The following is a 14,027-nucleotide window of genomic DNA, read 5'->3' on the forward strand; positions in this document are numbered from 1 at the left end:
GTCAGGGATGTTTCGCGGATGAGAACGACGCTAGGCGCGGCCCCCGGAGACGGGCATCTGTCACCTGACTGGGCCGCTTGCCTGACCCCAGGGTGGGACCTCAACTAAGGTTGAGGTCAAGCGGCAGGGCTCGGGATTTGTATCGAGCGTTATAGAATGGGTGGTATGACCACCAGGACACCGGGCCGTCCGCGCGCCTTCGACCGGGACGCGGCGCTGGAGAAGGCGCTGGTGGAGTTCTGGCGGCACGGCTACGAGGCGACGTCCATCTCCACGCTGACCGCCGCCATGGGGATCCGGCCGCCCAGCCTCTACGCGGCGTTCGGCGACAAGCGCGCGCTGTTCGGCGAGTGCGTCCGCCGCTACCAGGAGCGGCACGGGGCGCTGGTGGCGCGCGCGCTCACCGAGGAGCCCACCGCCGAACGCGCCATCGCACGCATGCTGCGCGAGATGGCCGCCGACTACACCGACCCGTCCCACCCGCCCGGCTGCCTCATCATCACCGCGACCGCCAGTCACGGCCCCGACTGCGCGGACGTCGCCGAGGAGCTGCGCGCCATGCGGCTGGCCACCAGGCAGAGCATCGCCGACCGCATCGCCGCCGACGTCCGCGCCGGGCTGCTGCCCGACTGGACCGACGTCACCGGCCTGGCCACCTTCTTCGCAGCCATCGTCCAGGGCATGTCCCGCCAGGCCCAGGACGGCGCCACCCGCACCGACCTGGAACGCGTCGCCGCCCTAGCCATGCACGCCTGGCCCCCACCCCCACCTAACCCTCCCCACCCCCAAGCACCTCAACGCCCCCCTGCCCCACCCAGAGCCCGTTAACGAGCGTCGACGAGCCCACCCGCCGAGCGGCCCGCCCGCCGAGCGCCCCCCGCCACCCGGAGCGCACCGCCAAGCGACTCCGCGCTACCCCAGCGCCCCACCCGAAGGCGATGTACCTGCCGGCGCTCCACCACGACTCCACGCTCGTCGCGGCGACCTCACCGCCCGCCAACGGCCCGCCCGCCGAGCGTCCAGCGCCGCCCGCGTCGCGCCCGCCGAGTCGAGGACCGTGCGGATTGGGCCGGTCGAGGAGGGCACCCCCACCGGGGGCAGGGTGTCTGCTGCGGCGGCGGGTGCATCACGGAGGTGAGCGAGAACGGCGGTGGCGTCCTGCCGGCCTACCTCGGCGAGGCGGGGGCCGCCGCAGTGCTGTGACGGCGCGGGGGTCAGGCGGCTACCTCGTCGAGGAACGTTGTGATCAGCTTCAGCCACTCGTCGGGGCGTTCGGCGAACGGCAGGTGGCCGGTGTCCAGCTCGGCCACGCGGGCGCCGGGGATGCGGGCGGCCACGTCGCGCTGGACGGGCGGCGGGACGAGCAGGTCGGCGGTGGTGGTGATGACCAGCGTCGGGATCGTCAGCTCGGCCAGCTCGGCGCGGATGTCGACGTGCCGGACCAGGTCGACCTGCTCGGGCGTGCCGGGCGGGACGGTGGCGACGGTCGCGGCCACGGTCTCGGCGAGGTCGTCCTCCGGGAGGGCGGCCAGCGCGGACGGGCTCAGCGCGAAGAGCGTGACGAAGTCGCCGAGCGGCGTGCGGTCCTCGGCCTCCAGCAGGCGTGACCACAGGTCGCCGGCCAGGCGCAGGTGGTTGTCGGGGCGTGCGAACGTCGCGGTCAGCACCAGCGCCTTCACCCGGTCGGGGTGGCGGCTGGCGGCGCGGACCGCCACCGGGCCGCCGAGCGAGTAGCCGACGATCGAGAAGGTGTCCAGGCCTTCGTCCACGGCGGCGCCGACCAGCTCGTCGGCGAGCTGGTCGAGAGTGAGCGGGACATCGGACCGCGGCGTCGCGCCGGCGCCCGGGTAGTCGACGCCGACGACGGTGCGGCCCTCGGCCAGGCCGTCCAGGATCGGGCCGTAGTTGGGCTCGACACCGCCGCCCGCGCCGTGGGCGAGCGCCACCCCCGGCCCGCCGGTTCCGCGAACGGTGCGCGTGAACGTGCTCATGCTGCTCCTCAACTTTTTTAGCGGTCGCTACAGAACGGATGCTAGCCCATATCTGTAGCGACCGATAAAAAACCCGGGGGTGGGCTTTCTCCTACCCCTGAAGAGGAGTTGCGCCCATCGAGACGGCCGGACCCGCTCCGTAGCGTCGACGACGACACCGAACGAGTCCCCCACCCCCTGACGCCGCACGGAGGCGAGCACGATGAACCCACACAACGGCGAGGCGCTGCGGCTGGTGGCCGTGCGCAAGGAGTACGGGACGGTCACCGCCCTCGACGGCGTGTCGCTGAGCCTGCCCGCGGGGACGTTCACCGCCGTCATGGGACCGTCCGGCTCCGGCAAGAGCACCCTGCTGCACTGCGCGGCCGGGCTCGACCGTCCCACCGAGGGCCGGGTGTTCGTCGCCGGGACGGAGATGACCGGCGACGACGAGACCGCGCTCACCAAGTTCCGGCGCAGGCGCATCGGGTTCGTCTTCCAGCGGTTCAACCTGCTGCCGACGCTGACCGTCCTGCAGAACGTCACGCTGCCGCGCCGGCTGGCCGGGATGCGCGTCGACAAGGCCCGCGCCGTCGAGACGCTGCGCCGCGTCGGCCTCGGCGACCGGCTGAACCACCGGCCCGCCGAGCTGTCGGGCGGCCAGCAGCAGCGCGTCGCCATCGCCCGCGCCCTGGTCACCCAGCCGCAGGTCGTCTTCGCCGACGAGCCGACCGGCGCCCTGGACACCCGCAGCGCCCGCGAGGTGCTGGCCCTGCTGCGGGAGACGGTCCGGCGGGACGGGCAGACCATCGTGATGGTCACCCACGACCCGGTCGCCGCCGCGCACGCCGACTCGGTGGTCTTCCTGGCCGACGGGCGCCTGGCCGGGAGCATGCGCGCCCCCTCGCCCGAGGCCGTCGCCGAGCGGCTGGCCCACCTGGGCGACGACGTCGCGGTGGGGGTGTGACCGGCATGATGTTCGGACTCGCCCTGCGCTCCCTGCGCCACCGCACCGGCGCGTTCGCCGCCGCGTTCTGCGCCACGTTCTTCGGCGGGACGCTCGTCATGGCGTTCGCGTCCCTGCTCGACACCGCCGTCGCCGACGGGGTCCCGGCGGCCAGCCGGGAGACGCTGATCACCATGGCGAGCGTGGTGGGCGGCTGGGGGCTGATCATGGTGGCCTTCTCCGTCACCTCCACGCTGTCGCTGGCCGTGCGCCAGCGCACCGACGAGATCGCCCTGCTCAAGAGCGTCGGCGCCACCCCCGCCCAGATCCGCCGGATGATCGTCGGCGAGGCGGCCGTGCTGGGCCTGGTCGGCACCCTCGCCGCGATCGTCCCGGCCCTGCTCGGCGGGCGCCTGGTGCTGGACCTGCTGATCGAGACCGACCAGGTGGCGCCCGGCGTGGAGCACGCCTTCGGCCCGCTCGCGCTGACGATCGGCATGGCGGTCACGTTCGCCGGATCGACGTTCGCGGCCCTGCTGACCGCGCGGCGCACCACCCGCATGCGGGTCACCGAGACGCTGCTGGAGGCGGGCACCCAGGGCGGCCGCACCAGCCGCAAGCGCGTCGTCTTCGGCATCCTGTTCCTGCTGCTGGGCGCCAACCTCGCCGTCGTCACAGCCACGGTGATGCGCGACAAGGGCACCGACGCCATGCAGACCGCCGGGCAGACGTCCATCTGGGTCGCCGTCGGGTTCGCCCTGCTCAGCCCGATGCTGCTGCGCGCGTCAGCCGCGATGCTGGCCGGGCCGCTGGCGGCCGCGGGCGCCGCCGGGTACCTGGCCCGGCACAACCTGAGCGGACGGGCCCAGCAGCTGTCCGGGGCGCTGATGCCGATCATCCTGTTCACCGGCATCGCCACCGGCACCCTCTACATGCAGCGCGTCGACGACGCCGCGCTCGCCGCCGACGGCCTGCTGTCCACCGTCGAGCAGGAGAACATCAAGACCCTCAACTTCGTCGTCATCGGCATGCTGGTGCTGTTCGCGGCGATCATGCTGATCAACACGCTGATCGCCACGACCACCGACCGGCGCGGCGAGTTCGCCGGCCAGCGGCTGACCGGCGCCACACCCCGCCAGGTGCTCGCCGTGACGGGCCTGGAGGCCGCGGTGCTGACCGTCGTCGGCGTGGCGTTCGGCACGGTCGCCGCCCTGTGCACGATCGTCCCGTTCACCATCGCCCGCACCGGCGAGCCGCTGCCGGACGCGACCCCGGCCATCTACGCCGGAGTCGTCGCCGTGGCCGCCCTCCTCGCCCTGATCACCAGCCTGGCCACGACACGCCGCGCGCTGCACACCCCCGCCGTCAAGGCGGTGGCCGTCTGACCTCGGTGATGCTCCGGACGGTCCGGGGCGGTCCCCCGCGGACCGCCCCGGATTCCGCATGATGGGACACTGACGGCCATGAGCGTTGCGGCACATCTGGAGGAAATCGGTCGTCCCCTCGTCGAGGAGCAGCTCGCGCACCCCACCGTGGCGGGCATCGCCCGCGGCGACCTCGACGATGCGGTGTTCCGGTCCTGGCTGGAGCAGGACTACCTGTACCTGCTCGACTACGTGCGGGTCTTCTGCCGCCTGGCGTGGCAGGCGCCGTCCGGCCACCTGGGCGACCTGGTCGACCTGGCGCACTCGACGTTTCACGTGGAACTTTCCCTGCACCGCTCACTGGCCGAACCGTTCGGCGCCGACCTGGACGGCGCCGTCAAGGGCCCGGCCTGCGCCGCGTACACGGCGTTCCTCCTCGACAGCGCCGCCACCTACGCCGACGGCCTGGCCGCCCTCTACCCGTGCATGTGGGGCTACTCCACCCTGGGCGCCCGCCTCGCCGAGAACCCCCCGGCCGACCCCCGCTACCGCCGCTGGGTCGACACCTACGCCGACCCCGCCTTCGCCACCCTCACCCGGCGCATCGCCCAGATGATCGACGAAGCCGCCCCCGACCTAGCCCGCGCCGAGCACCTCTTCCGCGAAGGCATGCGCCACGAACTCGCCTTCTGGACCGTCCCGTAACCCTCCCACCCCGACGACGTCCTCCAGGACGCCCGGCGTCCTGGAGGATGTCGTCGGAGACGCCCGCCCCGCCCGCTGGGACGTCCTGGTCGTGTGGTTCACCCGCGTCCTACGCGGCGTCAACGGGCACCGCGCCGCTCCCCGCAAGGTGCAAGCAGGACGTCCGGTCAGACTCCGCGACGTCCGCGAGACCGAGACCTCTGGCCCACAATGACCGTCACCGTACGGAGCCGCCCCCGCCGCAGAGCCTGTCCCCTGGTTCCCATCGACTGGTGCCCCAGCGGCTGTAAACCTCTCCCGACGCGGTGTAGAAAGTGACGAGTGGAGACAAATCTGACGCCCTTAGATGAGCTTGTGGCTCTCCTCCCGCCACCGGCGAACCCCGTCTATGGGGTGCGGTCCTGGGAGGAGGTGTTCGCTGAGCTGGGAACCGGCTTGCCTCAGGACTTTGTGGCACTGATCGAACGCTATGGAGCCTTCCAGGTGGGCGGCCTGGGAGAAAGCGACGATGGCACTCGGGATTACCTGGAGTTCCTCATGGTCGCCGACCCGCGAGTAGTTCGGAGTCACGGCGTGACCTGGGCGCAGGCGGCTGTGATGAGGGAAGACACGTACCGCAGTCTCCGAGCGCAGTTCCCTGACACCTATATGCTCGCCGCCTGGCCCGAGCCAGGAGGGTTTCTCGGTTGGGGAACCACGATCGACGGTGACTGGTTCGGCTGGTTGACCGAGGGCGATCCCGATGAGTGGCCGATCGTGGCCGAAGGACGGGGCGACCAGTGGATCGATGAGCCTCCCCTGCAAAATACGGCGACAGAGTTCCTTCTGCACTGGTTGTCGGGCGTCCCCGATCTGCCGTACATGGCGCAGCTCTGGGAGGGCGGAGAGTGGGAACCGGTGGAATGCCGTCCTGGACACCGAGGGCCAGCGGCAACACAGACCTGATGACCAGCCGCGACAAACCGGACGGCTGTTTCCCCTGCCTGCCGGCCGGGGACTCGCGCCCCCGCCGCTCGCGCCGACCGGCGGAGAGGGCGGCCGATGCGGCGACGCAAGTGCGCCGTCCCCGCCCCCACAACTCAATCCGGCAGAGCATCTGCCCCGGCAGGCGCGCGGGCTACACGAAATGGACCGGCCCCTAGACGAGCTGACCAACACACATGACTGGTAGCCAGCGGCGGCCGTGCATTAGCACTGTCGCCGCGAGTTCAGCCGCACCCCGGGCGGAAGGATACGGCTTCGGGCCACGGCGTTAAGACTGCGGGGTGGACCACGGCGCGGATGGTCCGCCCCGCCCCCGTGCCACAGCCATCAGCTACACGTACTTGATGACGAGGTGAAGGGCAAGGGCGCCAGCGAGCGTCACTCCTCGTCTACGGGCCTCAGTCGTACTCGCGCTGCTTGAAGCCGCTCCTGATAGTCCGGCATGAAGATCTCCGGCAACCGCGTCTCCAGTTGTGCGAGCACGCTGGACAGCACGTTCCACTCCCCACGGTCCACATAGATCGCCTCCTGCTCCTTGACGCTGATGTCGAGCACCAGGCGGTGTGCGAAGTCGTACAGCACCAACGCTTGATCGTGGGAGAGCCGGATCGACTCATCAGCATGGGACGTGAGCCGCAAGACTATGCGGACACGGTGGCACATTGGCCTGGAGTGCTCATTCGCGTGGACGGTGAGACGGTGTGACAGACAGGTTCGCGTGAACGAGCCCTCCGGCTCGCGGGCGGCCGCGAGCCGTGAGCCCTCGCTTCGTGCTCGCGCGGCCTGGGGTGTTAGAGCTTCGGCCGGATGAGTGCCTGGGCCACGATCACACGGTCCCCGTTGAACGTCAGCGAAGGCGATCCGTGCAGCTCGTAGCCGAGGTCAAGTGCTTCGCTGACCCTCCGGCAGAAGGCCTCGTCGTCGGGGCCGGTGAGAACGCGGTACCTGGGAAGATCTTTCGCGTCGGGCATGCGGCAAGTGTAGGGACCGGTGCGGCCGGGACCGGGCCGCGAGTTGCGCCGGGCTCTTCGCCTCCCGCCCGGGCCACGACGTGTTCCAGTGGGAGTCCGCTGTGTGCCGCCCGAGGCCGACCAGCGGCGGCACCCGAGCGATCCGGAAGCGCGCCGCCCCGCAGCACAGGAGTCATCAGGCCCCAGCATTGGGAAGCCCTGCGGCAGCGATCGGCCCGGTGATGTGTCGACCTCACCCAGGCAGTGGCGACCAGTGGGGCTGTCGACGTGGTGTACATCGGTTTGAGAGCCGGATCGACGCCGTTGCTAATCGCCGGCTGAGTCCCTGTCGGCCCGCGACGAACCGGGCCCGTCGATGACTTTGGCGAGTTCCTGCATCGCGATGCGATACAGGTCATTGGCCCCTTCGGGAAACAGATCCGGGACGCTGACCGGTACGGGCCTGCCCTTCGGACGCATCGCAGGGAGAACCTCTACCGCCCTTCCGGCGAATTCACGCACCGCGCGTTCGCTGTCGGTACGCGCCATCTCCCCCATGACGGGGCCGCATTCCTGCCATCCTGTATCGGTCATTGCGTAGATCGCAGCGGTACGCACGGCCGGATCAGGATCGGCGGCCGCTGAGGAGAATCGTGCGAGGAACGCGGGATCAGCCTCGTCTGGTGCCCCGAGCCCGGCGCGCCGAAGCGCGAGAATCCGGTCGGACGCATTGTCCATCTCGTCCAGCAGCTCTGTGAGCATCCACGGAACGAGCATTCCCTGAACGAGCGTGGCGACCGTTTCGATCGCGTCAGGCCCAAGCGTGCTGTCGACGGTGACACCGCAGAAAGCGGGATCCTCCTGCTCGAAGTACCACACGGAGATTCCGGGGAAAGCCGTCTCCAAGATGGTGATGTGCATTTTGCCCGCCCCGCCCGGCCGTTCGCCGACGTACGCCCAGCCCTGCAATCTGGCGGCGGCGGCCAGTTCCGCCCGCGCCCGCGGCTTGCGAAGTATGAACCGCCGTGACCGATACCTTTGCGCTTCCATGTACAGCCTCATTCGCCTATGCGACGACCGCTGGGGCGCCAAGCCGTTGGCGCCACAAGTCCCCCGCTTCAGGTGCATTCGCCCCTCGGACACTGCCGCGAAACGCTACCGCCTGGCGCTGGTCGGGCGGTTGTCTTTGGTCCCATTCGAGTGATTTCCAGTTGGGACGGCCGTGGCCGGATTGCATGGCTGGAGCGGACGGAACACGCCCCACGCCCGGACCGCGGCGCCGGGCGCGGCTGTGCGTTCGGCGGCCTGAGCAATGGGATTTGACGACGTGGGGAAGCTCCTGATCCGAGCCGTCCGGTGGTCGTGACCCGGGTCATGCTCGACACTCCAGTCCCACCTGGTGGTTGACGGCGCCGTGAGCGGTTTGTCTGTCGTGCGTTCGCCCACGGGCCTCGCGCGGTGGGAGACCGGTATCGGGCCGAGGGCCTGGCGGCTCGGTCGAGGGGCCGGAGTCGGTCCTGAACGCCGAGACCGAGGTGCTGCTGTGCGAGCTGCGGCGCAAGCACCCTTCGCTGACCGCCGCCGCGATGGCGCATGAGCTAGGACGGCGGGGCGGCGCCGGTTCCGCCACGGATGAGCGTGTATCGGCGTTGGTACGTCACGGCCTGTGGTGCCTCATGGCCTGCGTGACGGATTGTGCTCAGGACGTGGCGCGACACAGGACGCGCAGGGGCGTGTGGGCGGTGTGGCCGGGACGTCCTGTGGGTTGGGGAGACGTCCTGAGGGGGGGCGGAGATGTCTTGTGGACGCGCTGGGGCCTGTGGCTGTCGTGTCTGGGTGCGGTGTGGGCTGTGGGGACGTCCCGAGGCACCGGCGGGGACGTCCTGTGCTGGGGCCGGTGGTGACCGGCGGCTCGTTCAACGTCGACGGCCTGGCCGCGGTCGGCTGGGGCGTGTGGTGAGCCTGGCCGGGATCCTGCTGGCGGACGGGGCGCATTGGGAGGTTCGGAGGGGCAGCGGGAACGTGCTGGTCCTGGAGAGGCGTCGGGGATGTGGGTCGTTGTGTCTGGGCCCGGCTGCGGGGGCTCCCAGGTACGTCCCCGAGGCAGGGGACGTACCTGGGAGCTGCCGGAATGGGGCTGGCTGGGTGTGGGCAGGAGGTGGGGTCAGCCGACGGGCGTTGGCGTCAGGGCTGGGTAGTCGGTGTAGCCCTCGGCGTCGCCGCCGTAGATGAGGTTTTCCCGGATGGGGTTGAGGGGGGCATCGGCGGCGAAGCGGGTGGGGAGGTCGGGGTTGGCTATGAAGAGGCGGCCGTAGGAGAAGAGGTCGGCCAAGCCCGCGTTCAGCACCTTCTCCCCTGCCTCACGGGTGGTCGGCTGGGGGCCGTTGAAGTTGGCGATGAGGGTGCCGGGCCAGCGGGGGCGCAGGTCGGCCAGGGCCGGATAGGCGCCGCGTTCGATGATGTGCAGGTACGCCAGGCCGAGCGGGGCGAGGGTGTCGACCAGTGTCCGGTAGGTGCCCTGCGCGTCCTCCTCCGCGATCTCGTTCTCGGGGTTGTCCGGGGAGATGCGCAGGCCGACCCGTTCGGCTCCGACCTCGGCGACGACGGCCTCCACGACCTCGACCGCGAAACGCAGGCGGCGGGTGAGGGAGCCGCCGAAGCGGTCGGTGCGCCGGTTGGTGTTCTCGGCGAGGAACTGCTGGACGAGGTAGCCGTTCGCGCCGTGCACCTCCACCCCGTCGAACCCGGCGCGGACCGCGTTGCGGGCCTCGGCGGCGAAGGCGGCGATCGTGGCCTCGGCCTCCGCCGTGGTCATCGCGCGCGGTGTGACGTGGTCGAGCCAGCCGTCCTTGGTGAAGATCTGCTGGTGCTCGATGCGGACGGGGGACGGGGCGAGGGGGAGTTCGCCGTCCGGCAGCGTCACCGGGTGCGTCATCCGGCCGACGTGCCAGAGCTGCGCGAAGATCCGTCCGCCGGCGGCGTGCACGGCGTCGGTGACCTCCCGCCATCCGGCCACGTGCGCGTCGGTCACCAGGCCGGGGATGCCCGGGCCGCCCTTGCCGAGCGGGTCCGCCCACAGCCCCTCGGTGACGATCAGCCCGGCCCCCGCCCGCTGGGCGTAGTACTCCCTGGTCAGCGGGTGCGGGACGGCGGACACGTCGTCGGCACGGCCGCGTGTCATGGGCGCCATCACGATGCGGTTGGGCAGGCTCAGGCGGCCGTCGTCGTAGGAACGCAGCAGCGGGCTCGCGGTCATCGGACGTCCTCCCGCCGGTCCAGCGCGGTGACCTCGACCTCGATCTGCCAGTCGGGCTGGGCCAGCGACGACACTTCCAGCAGGGTGTCGGCGGGGTAGGGGCGGGCGAGGAACTCCTCGCGCAGCCGGATCACGTCGTCCAGGTGCGCGGCCATGTCGGTGACGAAGATGCCGACCTTGACCACGTCGGCGATCGAGAGGCCGGCCTCCTTCAGCACCCGCTCGATGTTGCGGAACGCCTGCCGCCCCTGCTCCAGGAAGTCGTCGGAGACCGTGCGGCCGTGCTCGTCGATCCCCGCCTGCCCGGAGACGTGGACGAACCCGCCCGCCCGGATGGCCTGCGAGATCCGGTACGGCTCGTACCAGTCCGGGTCGGTCGCGATCCGCTCGATCGTGCCGGTCATGATCCCTCCGTTGATGTTTGCATGCACCTACATGAATTGCATGTACATGCAGATATTGCACGGCCATGTACCCTGGTGTCAACAGCCGAGGAGGAAACGGTGGACAGCGCGGATGGCAGGGCCTGGGAGCAGGTGGTCAGCCTGCACGGACGGGTCGAACAGGAACTGACCAAGGCGCTGCACCGGCAGGGTGTCGGGCTCTCGGAGTACCGGGCGCTGTGCCAGTTGGTGCGGGCCCCCGACGGCGAACTGCGCATGCAGGAACTCGCCGACCTCATCGGCCTCAACCAGAGTTCGGTCAGCCGCCTGGTCGCGCGCCTGGAGTCGGCGGGCCTCACCCGCCGCGACATGTGCCCCAACGACCGCCGGGGCGTCTACACCGTGATCACGGACGAGGGCCGCGCCCTCCAGCGCAAGATCGCCCCCATCTACTACGAGACGCTGAGCAAGGCCCTCGACGACGCCGCCGACGATGCCCGCGTCGGCCCTCTCGTCGCCACCCTCCGCCAACCGACGACGGCCTCCTGACGCCCCGCGTCTCCTGGTGAGCGTCGCAACAGCGGCGCGTTTCCACCGCGCGTTCCGGCGAGGGGCGGCTCAGTGATTCCGGCTGCCGGTTCTGCGGGCGGGCGAGTTCGAGGATGGCGCTTGACGCGCCTGTCGGCTAACCGCTATCCATTGGCTAGCCGTTAGGGGTTGGGTACGCGGGACGCGGTGCCAGCGATGCCTGCGAAGGAGCTGTCGCATGGCGCGCGTGGTCGCGGCGGGTTCTTCGACTGCGGGTCTGCTGCCGCTGGGAAGGGGCGCGTTGCGGCTGCAGGCGGACGTGCACTGGTTGGGAGCGCGTGAGCGCGTCTGGCCGACGGGCGAGAACGAATTCGAGGGCTCATGAAGGAGTTCGGCGCTGTGCTTGAGGTCTGCGGTCTGCGCCAGGAGCACGGCCAGGGCATCGTGCGGGCGGTCAATGGGGTCGAGCGGCTGGTGGCGCACGGGATGTTCGCCGACGGCACCCGGCGGCTCGCCCATGTGATCGGGCTGGAGGGCTGAACGCCGTGGGGCGCATCCTGCTGGTGTTCCGCCTTGTCCTGGCCGACGTGCGTCGGCATCCCGCCCAGGCCGCGATGCTGCTTGTCTCGATCACCGCCGCGACCGCCACGTTGGCCCTCGGTCTGTCATTGAACGGGGCGACCGAAACGCTCTACCAGCAGACCCGGGACGCCACCGCCGGGCCGGACGTGGTCGCGCTTTCCCCTGGCACCAAGCGGACCACGATCACTGCCCTGAAGTCGTTGGAGCACGCGCCCGGGGTGGTCGCGCACAGCGGGCCCTACCGCCAGTACTACACGACGCTCACGGCGCGCGGTTCCACGGGAGCCGCGGTGGTGCAGGTCGCCGACATGACACCGGGCCCGGTCGACCGTCCGTTGGTGACCTCGGGCAGTTGGGTACGCCCTGGAGGCGCCGTGGTCGAACGCGGCTTCGCCACCGCCATGGGCGTCGGGGTCGGCGACCACGTCAACGTCGCCGGGCGCTCGCTTCCCGTCGTCGGGGTCGCCGTGACCGCGGCCCACTCGGTGTACCCGTGGGCGCCGTTGATCGGTCCGGGCGGCGGGCCGAGCGACGGCGGCGGTCTGGTCTGGCTGGCCGAACGGGACACCCGGGCACTGGAGTCGGCGGACGTCCCGGTGACCTCCTTCATCAACCTGAAGCTGCGGGATCCCGACGCGGCGGGGGCGTTGACTCGGCATCCCGCCGTGGCCTCGGCGTTCGAGGACACCTGGGTGAACTTCAAGACCTGGCGGCACATCGCCGAGCAGGACCTTGTCGCGCTCCAGAGCAGTCAGCCGATCCTGGTCATCGGCAGTTGGCTGCTCGGTTTGCTGGCCATCGGCGGTGTGGCCACGCTGATGGCGGGACGTGCCGCCAAGCAGACCCGCCGGGTCGGGCTGCTCAAGGCCGTCGGCGCCACACCCGGGCTCATCGCCGCCGTCCTGTTCGCCGAATACCTGACCCTGGCGCTGCTCGCCGACGCACTGGGCCTGACGATCGCGCGGCTGGCCGGGCCCGCCGTCATCGATCCCACCGCGAGCATGATCACCACCGCCCCCGGTCTGACCGGCGGCACCATCGCCGTCACGACCGTCGTCGCCCTTGCGGTGGCGGCCCTCACCACCTCCGGCCCGACGCTGCGGGCGCTGCGTACCGGCACCGTCTCCGCTCTGGCCGACGCCGCCCACCGGCCCCGGCACCGGGCCTGGCTGAACAGACTGTCGGCGTTGCTGCCGACCCCGCTGCTGCTCGGGCTGCGCCTGATCGCCCGCCGCCCCGGCCGCGCCGTCCTGCACGGGTGCAACATGATGACCACGCTGATCGCGGTCACCGCACTGCTGCTGGTCTACGCCCAGCCCGTGAAGGGCTACCCGGGCTCTCCCATGGCGACCGAGGCGCAGGTCGCCCAGGAACGCCACGTACTGCTGGCCGTCACCGCCGCGATGATCGCACTCGCCGTCGTGAACACCATCACGATCACCTGGACCACCGCACTGGAGGCCCGGCCCGCCATGGCCGTCGCGCGGACGCTCGGCGCCACTCCCGGGCAGATCACGGCCGGACTGTCCGCCGCGCAGCTCCTGCCGACCCTGCCCGGCGTCGTCTCCGGCATCCCTCTGGGCGTGATCCTGTTCAGCGACGCGAAAATGGTCATGCCTCATGCGTGGTGGCTGCTCACGGCCGCAGTCACCCCGCTCCTGGCGACGGCGGCACTCACCGCCTTGCCCGCGCGCGTCGCAGCCCGCCGATCCGTGGCGCAGACCCTCAGTGCCGAAGCGACGTGAGTGCCGGCCGACGAGCGTCCCACTGATGGGCCAAACCTGGATTTGCCGGACATTGCGCACATGGGGATCGGGACGCGGTCTCGTGAACCTGTGCGGAGGCGGTTGAGGATCGCCCTTGGCATTACTAAAAGTTACCGTGATTATACGGAGGGTAAGGTAGGGTTCGCTGTGTGGTAGTGAGCCGATTCCGGCGGACACCGGCGGCCGGCCCATCGGGGGCGGTTCTCTGGCCGGTCCTGCTGGGGCTGGTCGTCCTGCTGACCGGGGCGTCGGGGTCGTGCTCGGAGGTGGCGCCGTGCGCCGCCGTCACGTCGATGGTCGCCGACGAAGAACGCCTCCGCACTCCCGCTCCAGGTGAACGTGACACCGGACGCGGGGAGTCGACCGGGGAGCACGAGGCCAATCGCGCGCAGACGGCCGGCCGGACGCAGGGGCTCGCCCTCGTCCGCGTGCCGGCCTCACTGGACGCGTCCGCGGAACCGTCCGTCACGGCGCGACGGTTCGACGAGGTCCCGGTGCAGGTCACCGGCGCCAGGCTGCTCATCGAGCTGAACGTCTCCCGTACGTAAACGCGCTGCGGGACGGCCGTGTCCGGCCCCATCCCGCACTTCTGA

At 70.8% G+C, this 14,027-nt stretch carries 16 protein-coding genes; 10 read left to right on the top strand and 6 right to left on the bottom strand.

All coding sequences use genetic code 11. The annotated features are described in order from the left end of the window. Positions 1-165 precede the first annotated feature (165 nt). A complete protein-coding gene (locus ABD811_RS05445; protein WP_344941699.1) occupies positions 166-828 on the top strand; it encodes a TetR/AcrR family transcriptional regulator in 663 nt (220 codons plus the stop codon). 386 nt (positions 829-1,214) lie between these two features. Here the strand turns inward: ABD811_RS05445 and ABD811_RS05450 are convergent, their stop codons facing one another. Beyond that, positions 1,215-1,991, bottom strand: a complete 777-nt coding sequence (locus tag ABD811_RS05450) for an alpha/beta fold hydrolase (RefSeq protein WP_344941702.1) — start codon at positions 1,989-1,991, stop codon at positions 1,215-1,217. 202 nt (positions 1,992-2,193) lie between these two features. Here ABD811_RS05450 and ABD811_RS05455 point away from each other — a divergent pair, with 202 nt between their 5' ends. The 4 genes from ABD811_RS05455 (at position 2,194) to ABD811_RS05470 (ending at position 5,930) form a co-directional block, all read left to right on the top strand. After that, positions 2,194-2,937, top strand: a complete 744-nt coding sequence (locus ABD811_RS05455) for an ABC transporter ATP-binding protein (RefSeq protein ID WP_344941705.1) — start codon at positions 2,194-2,196, stop codon at positions 2,935-2,937. Positions 2,938-2,942: 5 nt separating this feature from the next. Beyond that, positions 2,943-4,301, top strand: a complete 1,359-nt coding sequence (locus ABD811_RS05460; RefSeq protein ID WP_344941708.1) for an ABC transporter permease — start codon at positions 2,943-2,945, stop codon at positions 4,299-4,301. 78 nt (positions 4,302-4,379) lie between these two features. Beyond that, positions 4,380-4,985 carry a TenA family protein gene (locus ABD811_RS05465; protein ID WP_344941711.1) on the top strand — a complete coding sequence of 202 codons (606 nt, stop codon included), beginning with the start codon at positions 4,380-4,382 and terminating at the stop codon, positions 4,983-4,985. Positions 4,986-5,396: 411 nt separating this feature from the next. Further along, the gene (locus tag ABD811_RS05470) at positions 5,397-5,930 is read left to right on the top strand and encodes a hypothetical protein (RefSeq protein WP_344941713.1); all 534 of its coding nucleotides are present in this window, start codon (positions 5,397-5,399) and stop codon (positions 5,928-5,930) included. A 417-nt stretch (positions 5,931-6,347) separates the two neighbouring features. On the opposite strand, the gene ABD811_RS05475 is transcribed toward ABD811_RS05470, so the two are convergent. From ABD811_RS05475 to ABD811_RS05495, 5 genes are all read right to left on the bottom strand, one after another. Beyond that, the gene (locus ABD811_RS05475) at positions 6,348-6,554 is read right to left on the bottom strand and encodes a hypothetical protein (RefSeq protein ID WP_344941715.1); all 207 of its coding nucleotides are present in this window, start codon (positions 6,552-6,554) and stop codon (positions 6,348-6,350) included. A gap of 206 nt (positions 6,555-6,760) precedes the next feature. Next, positions 6,761-6,940: a DUF1737 domain-containing protein gene (locus tag ABD811_RS05480; protein WP_344941718.1), complete on the bottom strand. Its 180-nt coding sequence runs from the start codon at positions 6,938-6,940 to the stop codon at positions 6,761-6,763. A 306-nt stretch (positions 6,941-7,246) separates the two neighbouring features. Further along, positions 7,247-7,981: a HEAT repeat domain-containing protein gene (locus ABD811_RS05485; RefSeq protein WP_344941721.1), complete on the bottom strand. Its 735-nt coding sequence runs from the start codon at positions 7,979-7,981 to the stop codon at positions 7,247-7,249. Positions 7,982-9,083: 1,102 nt separating this feature from the next. Further along, positions 9,084-10,175, bottom strand: a complete 1,092-nt coding sequence (locus ABD811_RS05490; RefSeq protein ID WP_344941725.1) for an alkene reductase — start codon at positions 10,173-10,175, stop codon at positions 9,084-9,086. Next, entirely contained in the window at positions 10,172-10,579 is a 408-nt protein-coding gene (locus ABD811_RS05495) for a RidA family protein (RefSeq protein WP_344941728.1), read from the bottom strand. The genes ABD811_RS05490 and ABD811_RS05495 overlap by 4 nt, the downstream gene beginning before the upstream one ends. A gap of 99 nt (positions 10,580-10,678) precedes the next feature. On the opposite strand from ABD811_RS05495, the gene ABD811_RS05500 reads away from it, so the two are divergent. The 5 genes from ABD811_RS05500 to ABD811_RS05520 all read left to right on the top strand — a co-directional run bounded on the left by ABD811_RS05500 (position 10,679) and on the right by ABD811_RS05520 (position 13,982). Further along, positions 10,679-11,107, top strand: coding sequence for a MarR family winged helix-turn-helix transcriptional regulator (locus ABD811_RS05500; protein WP_344941731.1), 429 nt, complete (start codon positions 10,679-10,681; stop codon positions 11,105-11,107). Between the two features lie 217 nt (positions 11,108-11,324). Next, the gene (locus ABD811_RS05505) at positions 11,325-11,471 is read left to right on the top strand and encodes a hypothetical protein (RefSeq protein ID WP_344941734.1); all 147 of its coding nucleotides are present in this window, start codon (positions 11,325-11,327) and stop codon (positions 11,469-11,471) included. Positions 11,472-11,485: 14 nt separating this feature from the next. Beyond that, positions 11,486-11,626, top strand: coding sequence for a hypothetical protein (locus ABD811_RS05510; protein WP_344941736.1), 141 nt, complete (start codon positions 11,486-11,488; stop codon positions 11,624-11,626). Positions 11,627-11,631: 5 nt separating this feature from the next. Beyond that, positions 11,632-13,413, top strand: coding sequence for an ABC transporter permease (locus ABD811_RS05515; protein WP_344941738.1), 1,782 nt, complete (start codon positions 11,632-11,634; stop codon positions 13,411-13,413). Between the two features lie 170 nt (positions 13,414-13,583). Continuing rightward, positions 13,584-13,982, top strand: a complete 399-nt coding sequence (locus tag ABD811_RS05520) for a hypothetical protein (protein WP_344941741.1) — start codon at positions 13,584-13,586, stop codon at positions 13,980-13,982. The last annotated feature ends 45 nt before the right edge of the window (positions 13,983-14,027 follow it).

Origin of the sequence: Actinomadura miaoliensis, assembly GCF_039536785.1 — a bacterium.
GTDB classification, from domain to species: Bacteria; Actinomycetota; Actinomycetes; order Streptosporangiales; family Streptosporangiaceae; genus Spirillospora; species Spirillospora miaoliensis.

Bases quoted from the DNA above. Each gene is read 5' to 3' on its own strand.
- ABD811_RS05445 (WP_344941699.1), top strand. From the start codon at position 166: ATGACCACCAGGACACCGGGCCGTCCGCGCGCCTTCGACCGGGACGCG.
- ABD811_RS05450 (WP_344941702.1), bottom strand. From the start codon at position 1,991: ATGAGCACGTTCACGCGCACCGTTCGCGGAACCGGCGGGCCGGGGGTG.
- ABD811_RS05455 (WP_344941705.1), top strand. From the start codon at position 2,194: ATGAACCCACACAACGGCGAGGCGCTGCGGCTGGTGGCCGTGCGCAAG.
- ABD811_RS05460 (WP_344941708.1), top strand. From the start codon at position 2,943: ATGATGTTCGGACTCGCCCTGCGCTCCCTGCGCCACCGCACCGGCGCG.
- ABD811_RS05465 (WP_344941711.1), top strand. From the start codon at position 4,380: ATGAGCGTTGCGGCACATCTGGAGGAAATCGGTCGTCCCCTCGTCGAG.
- ABD811_RS05480 (WP_344941718.1), bottom strand. From the start codon at position 6,940: ATGCCCGACGCGAAAGATCTTCCCAGGTACCGCGTTCTCACCGGCCCC.
- ABD811_RS05485 (WP_344941721.1), bottom strand. From the start codon at position 7,981: ATGAGGCTGTACATGGAAGCGCAAAGGTATCGGTCACGGCGGTTCATA.
- ABD811_RS05490 (WP_344941725.1), bottom strand. From the start codon at position 10,175: ATGACCGCGAGCCCGCTGCTGCGTTCCTACGACGACGGCCGCCTGAGC.
- ABD811_RS05495 (WP_344941728.1), bottom strand. From the start codon at position 10,579: ATGACCGGCACGATCGAGCGGATCGCGACCGACCCGGACTGGTACGAG.
- ABD811_RS05505 (WP_344941734.1), top strand. From the start codon at position 11,325: ATGGCGCGCGTGGTCGCGGCGGGTTCTTCGACTGCGGGTCTGCTGCCG.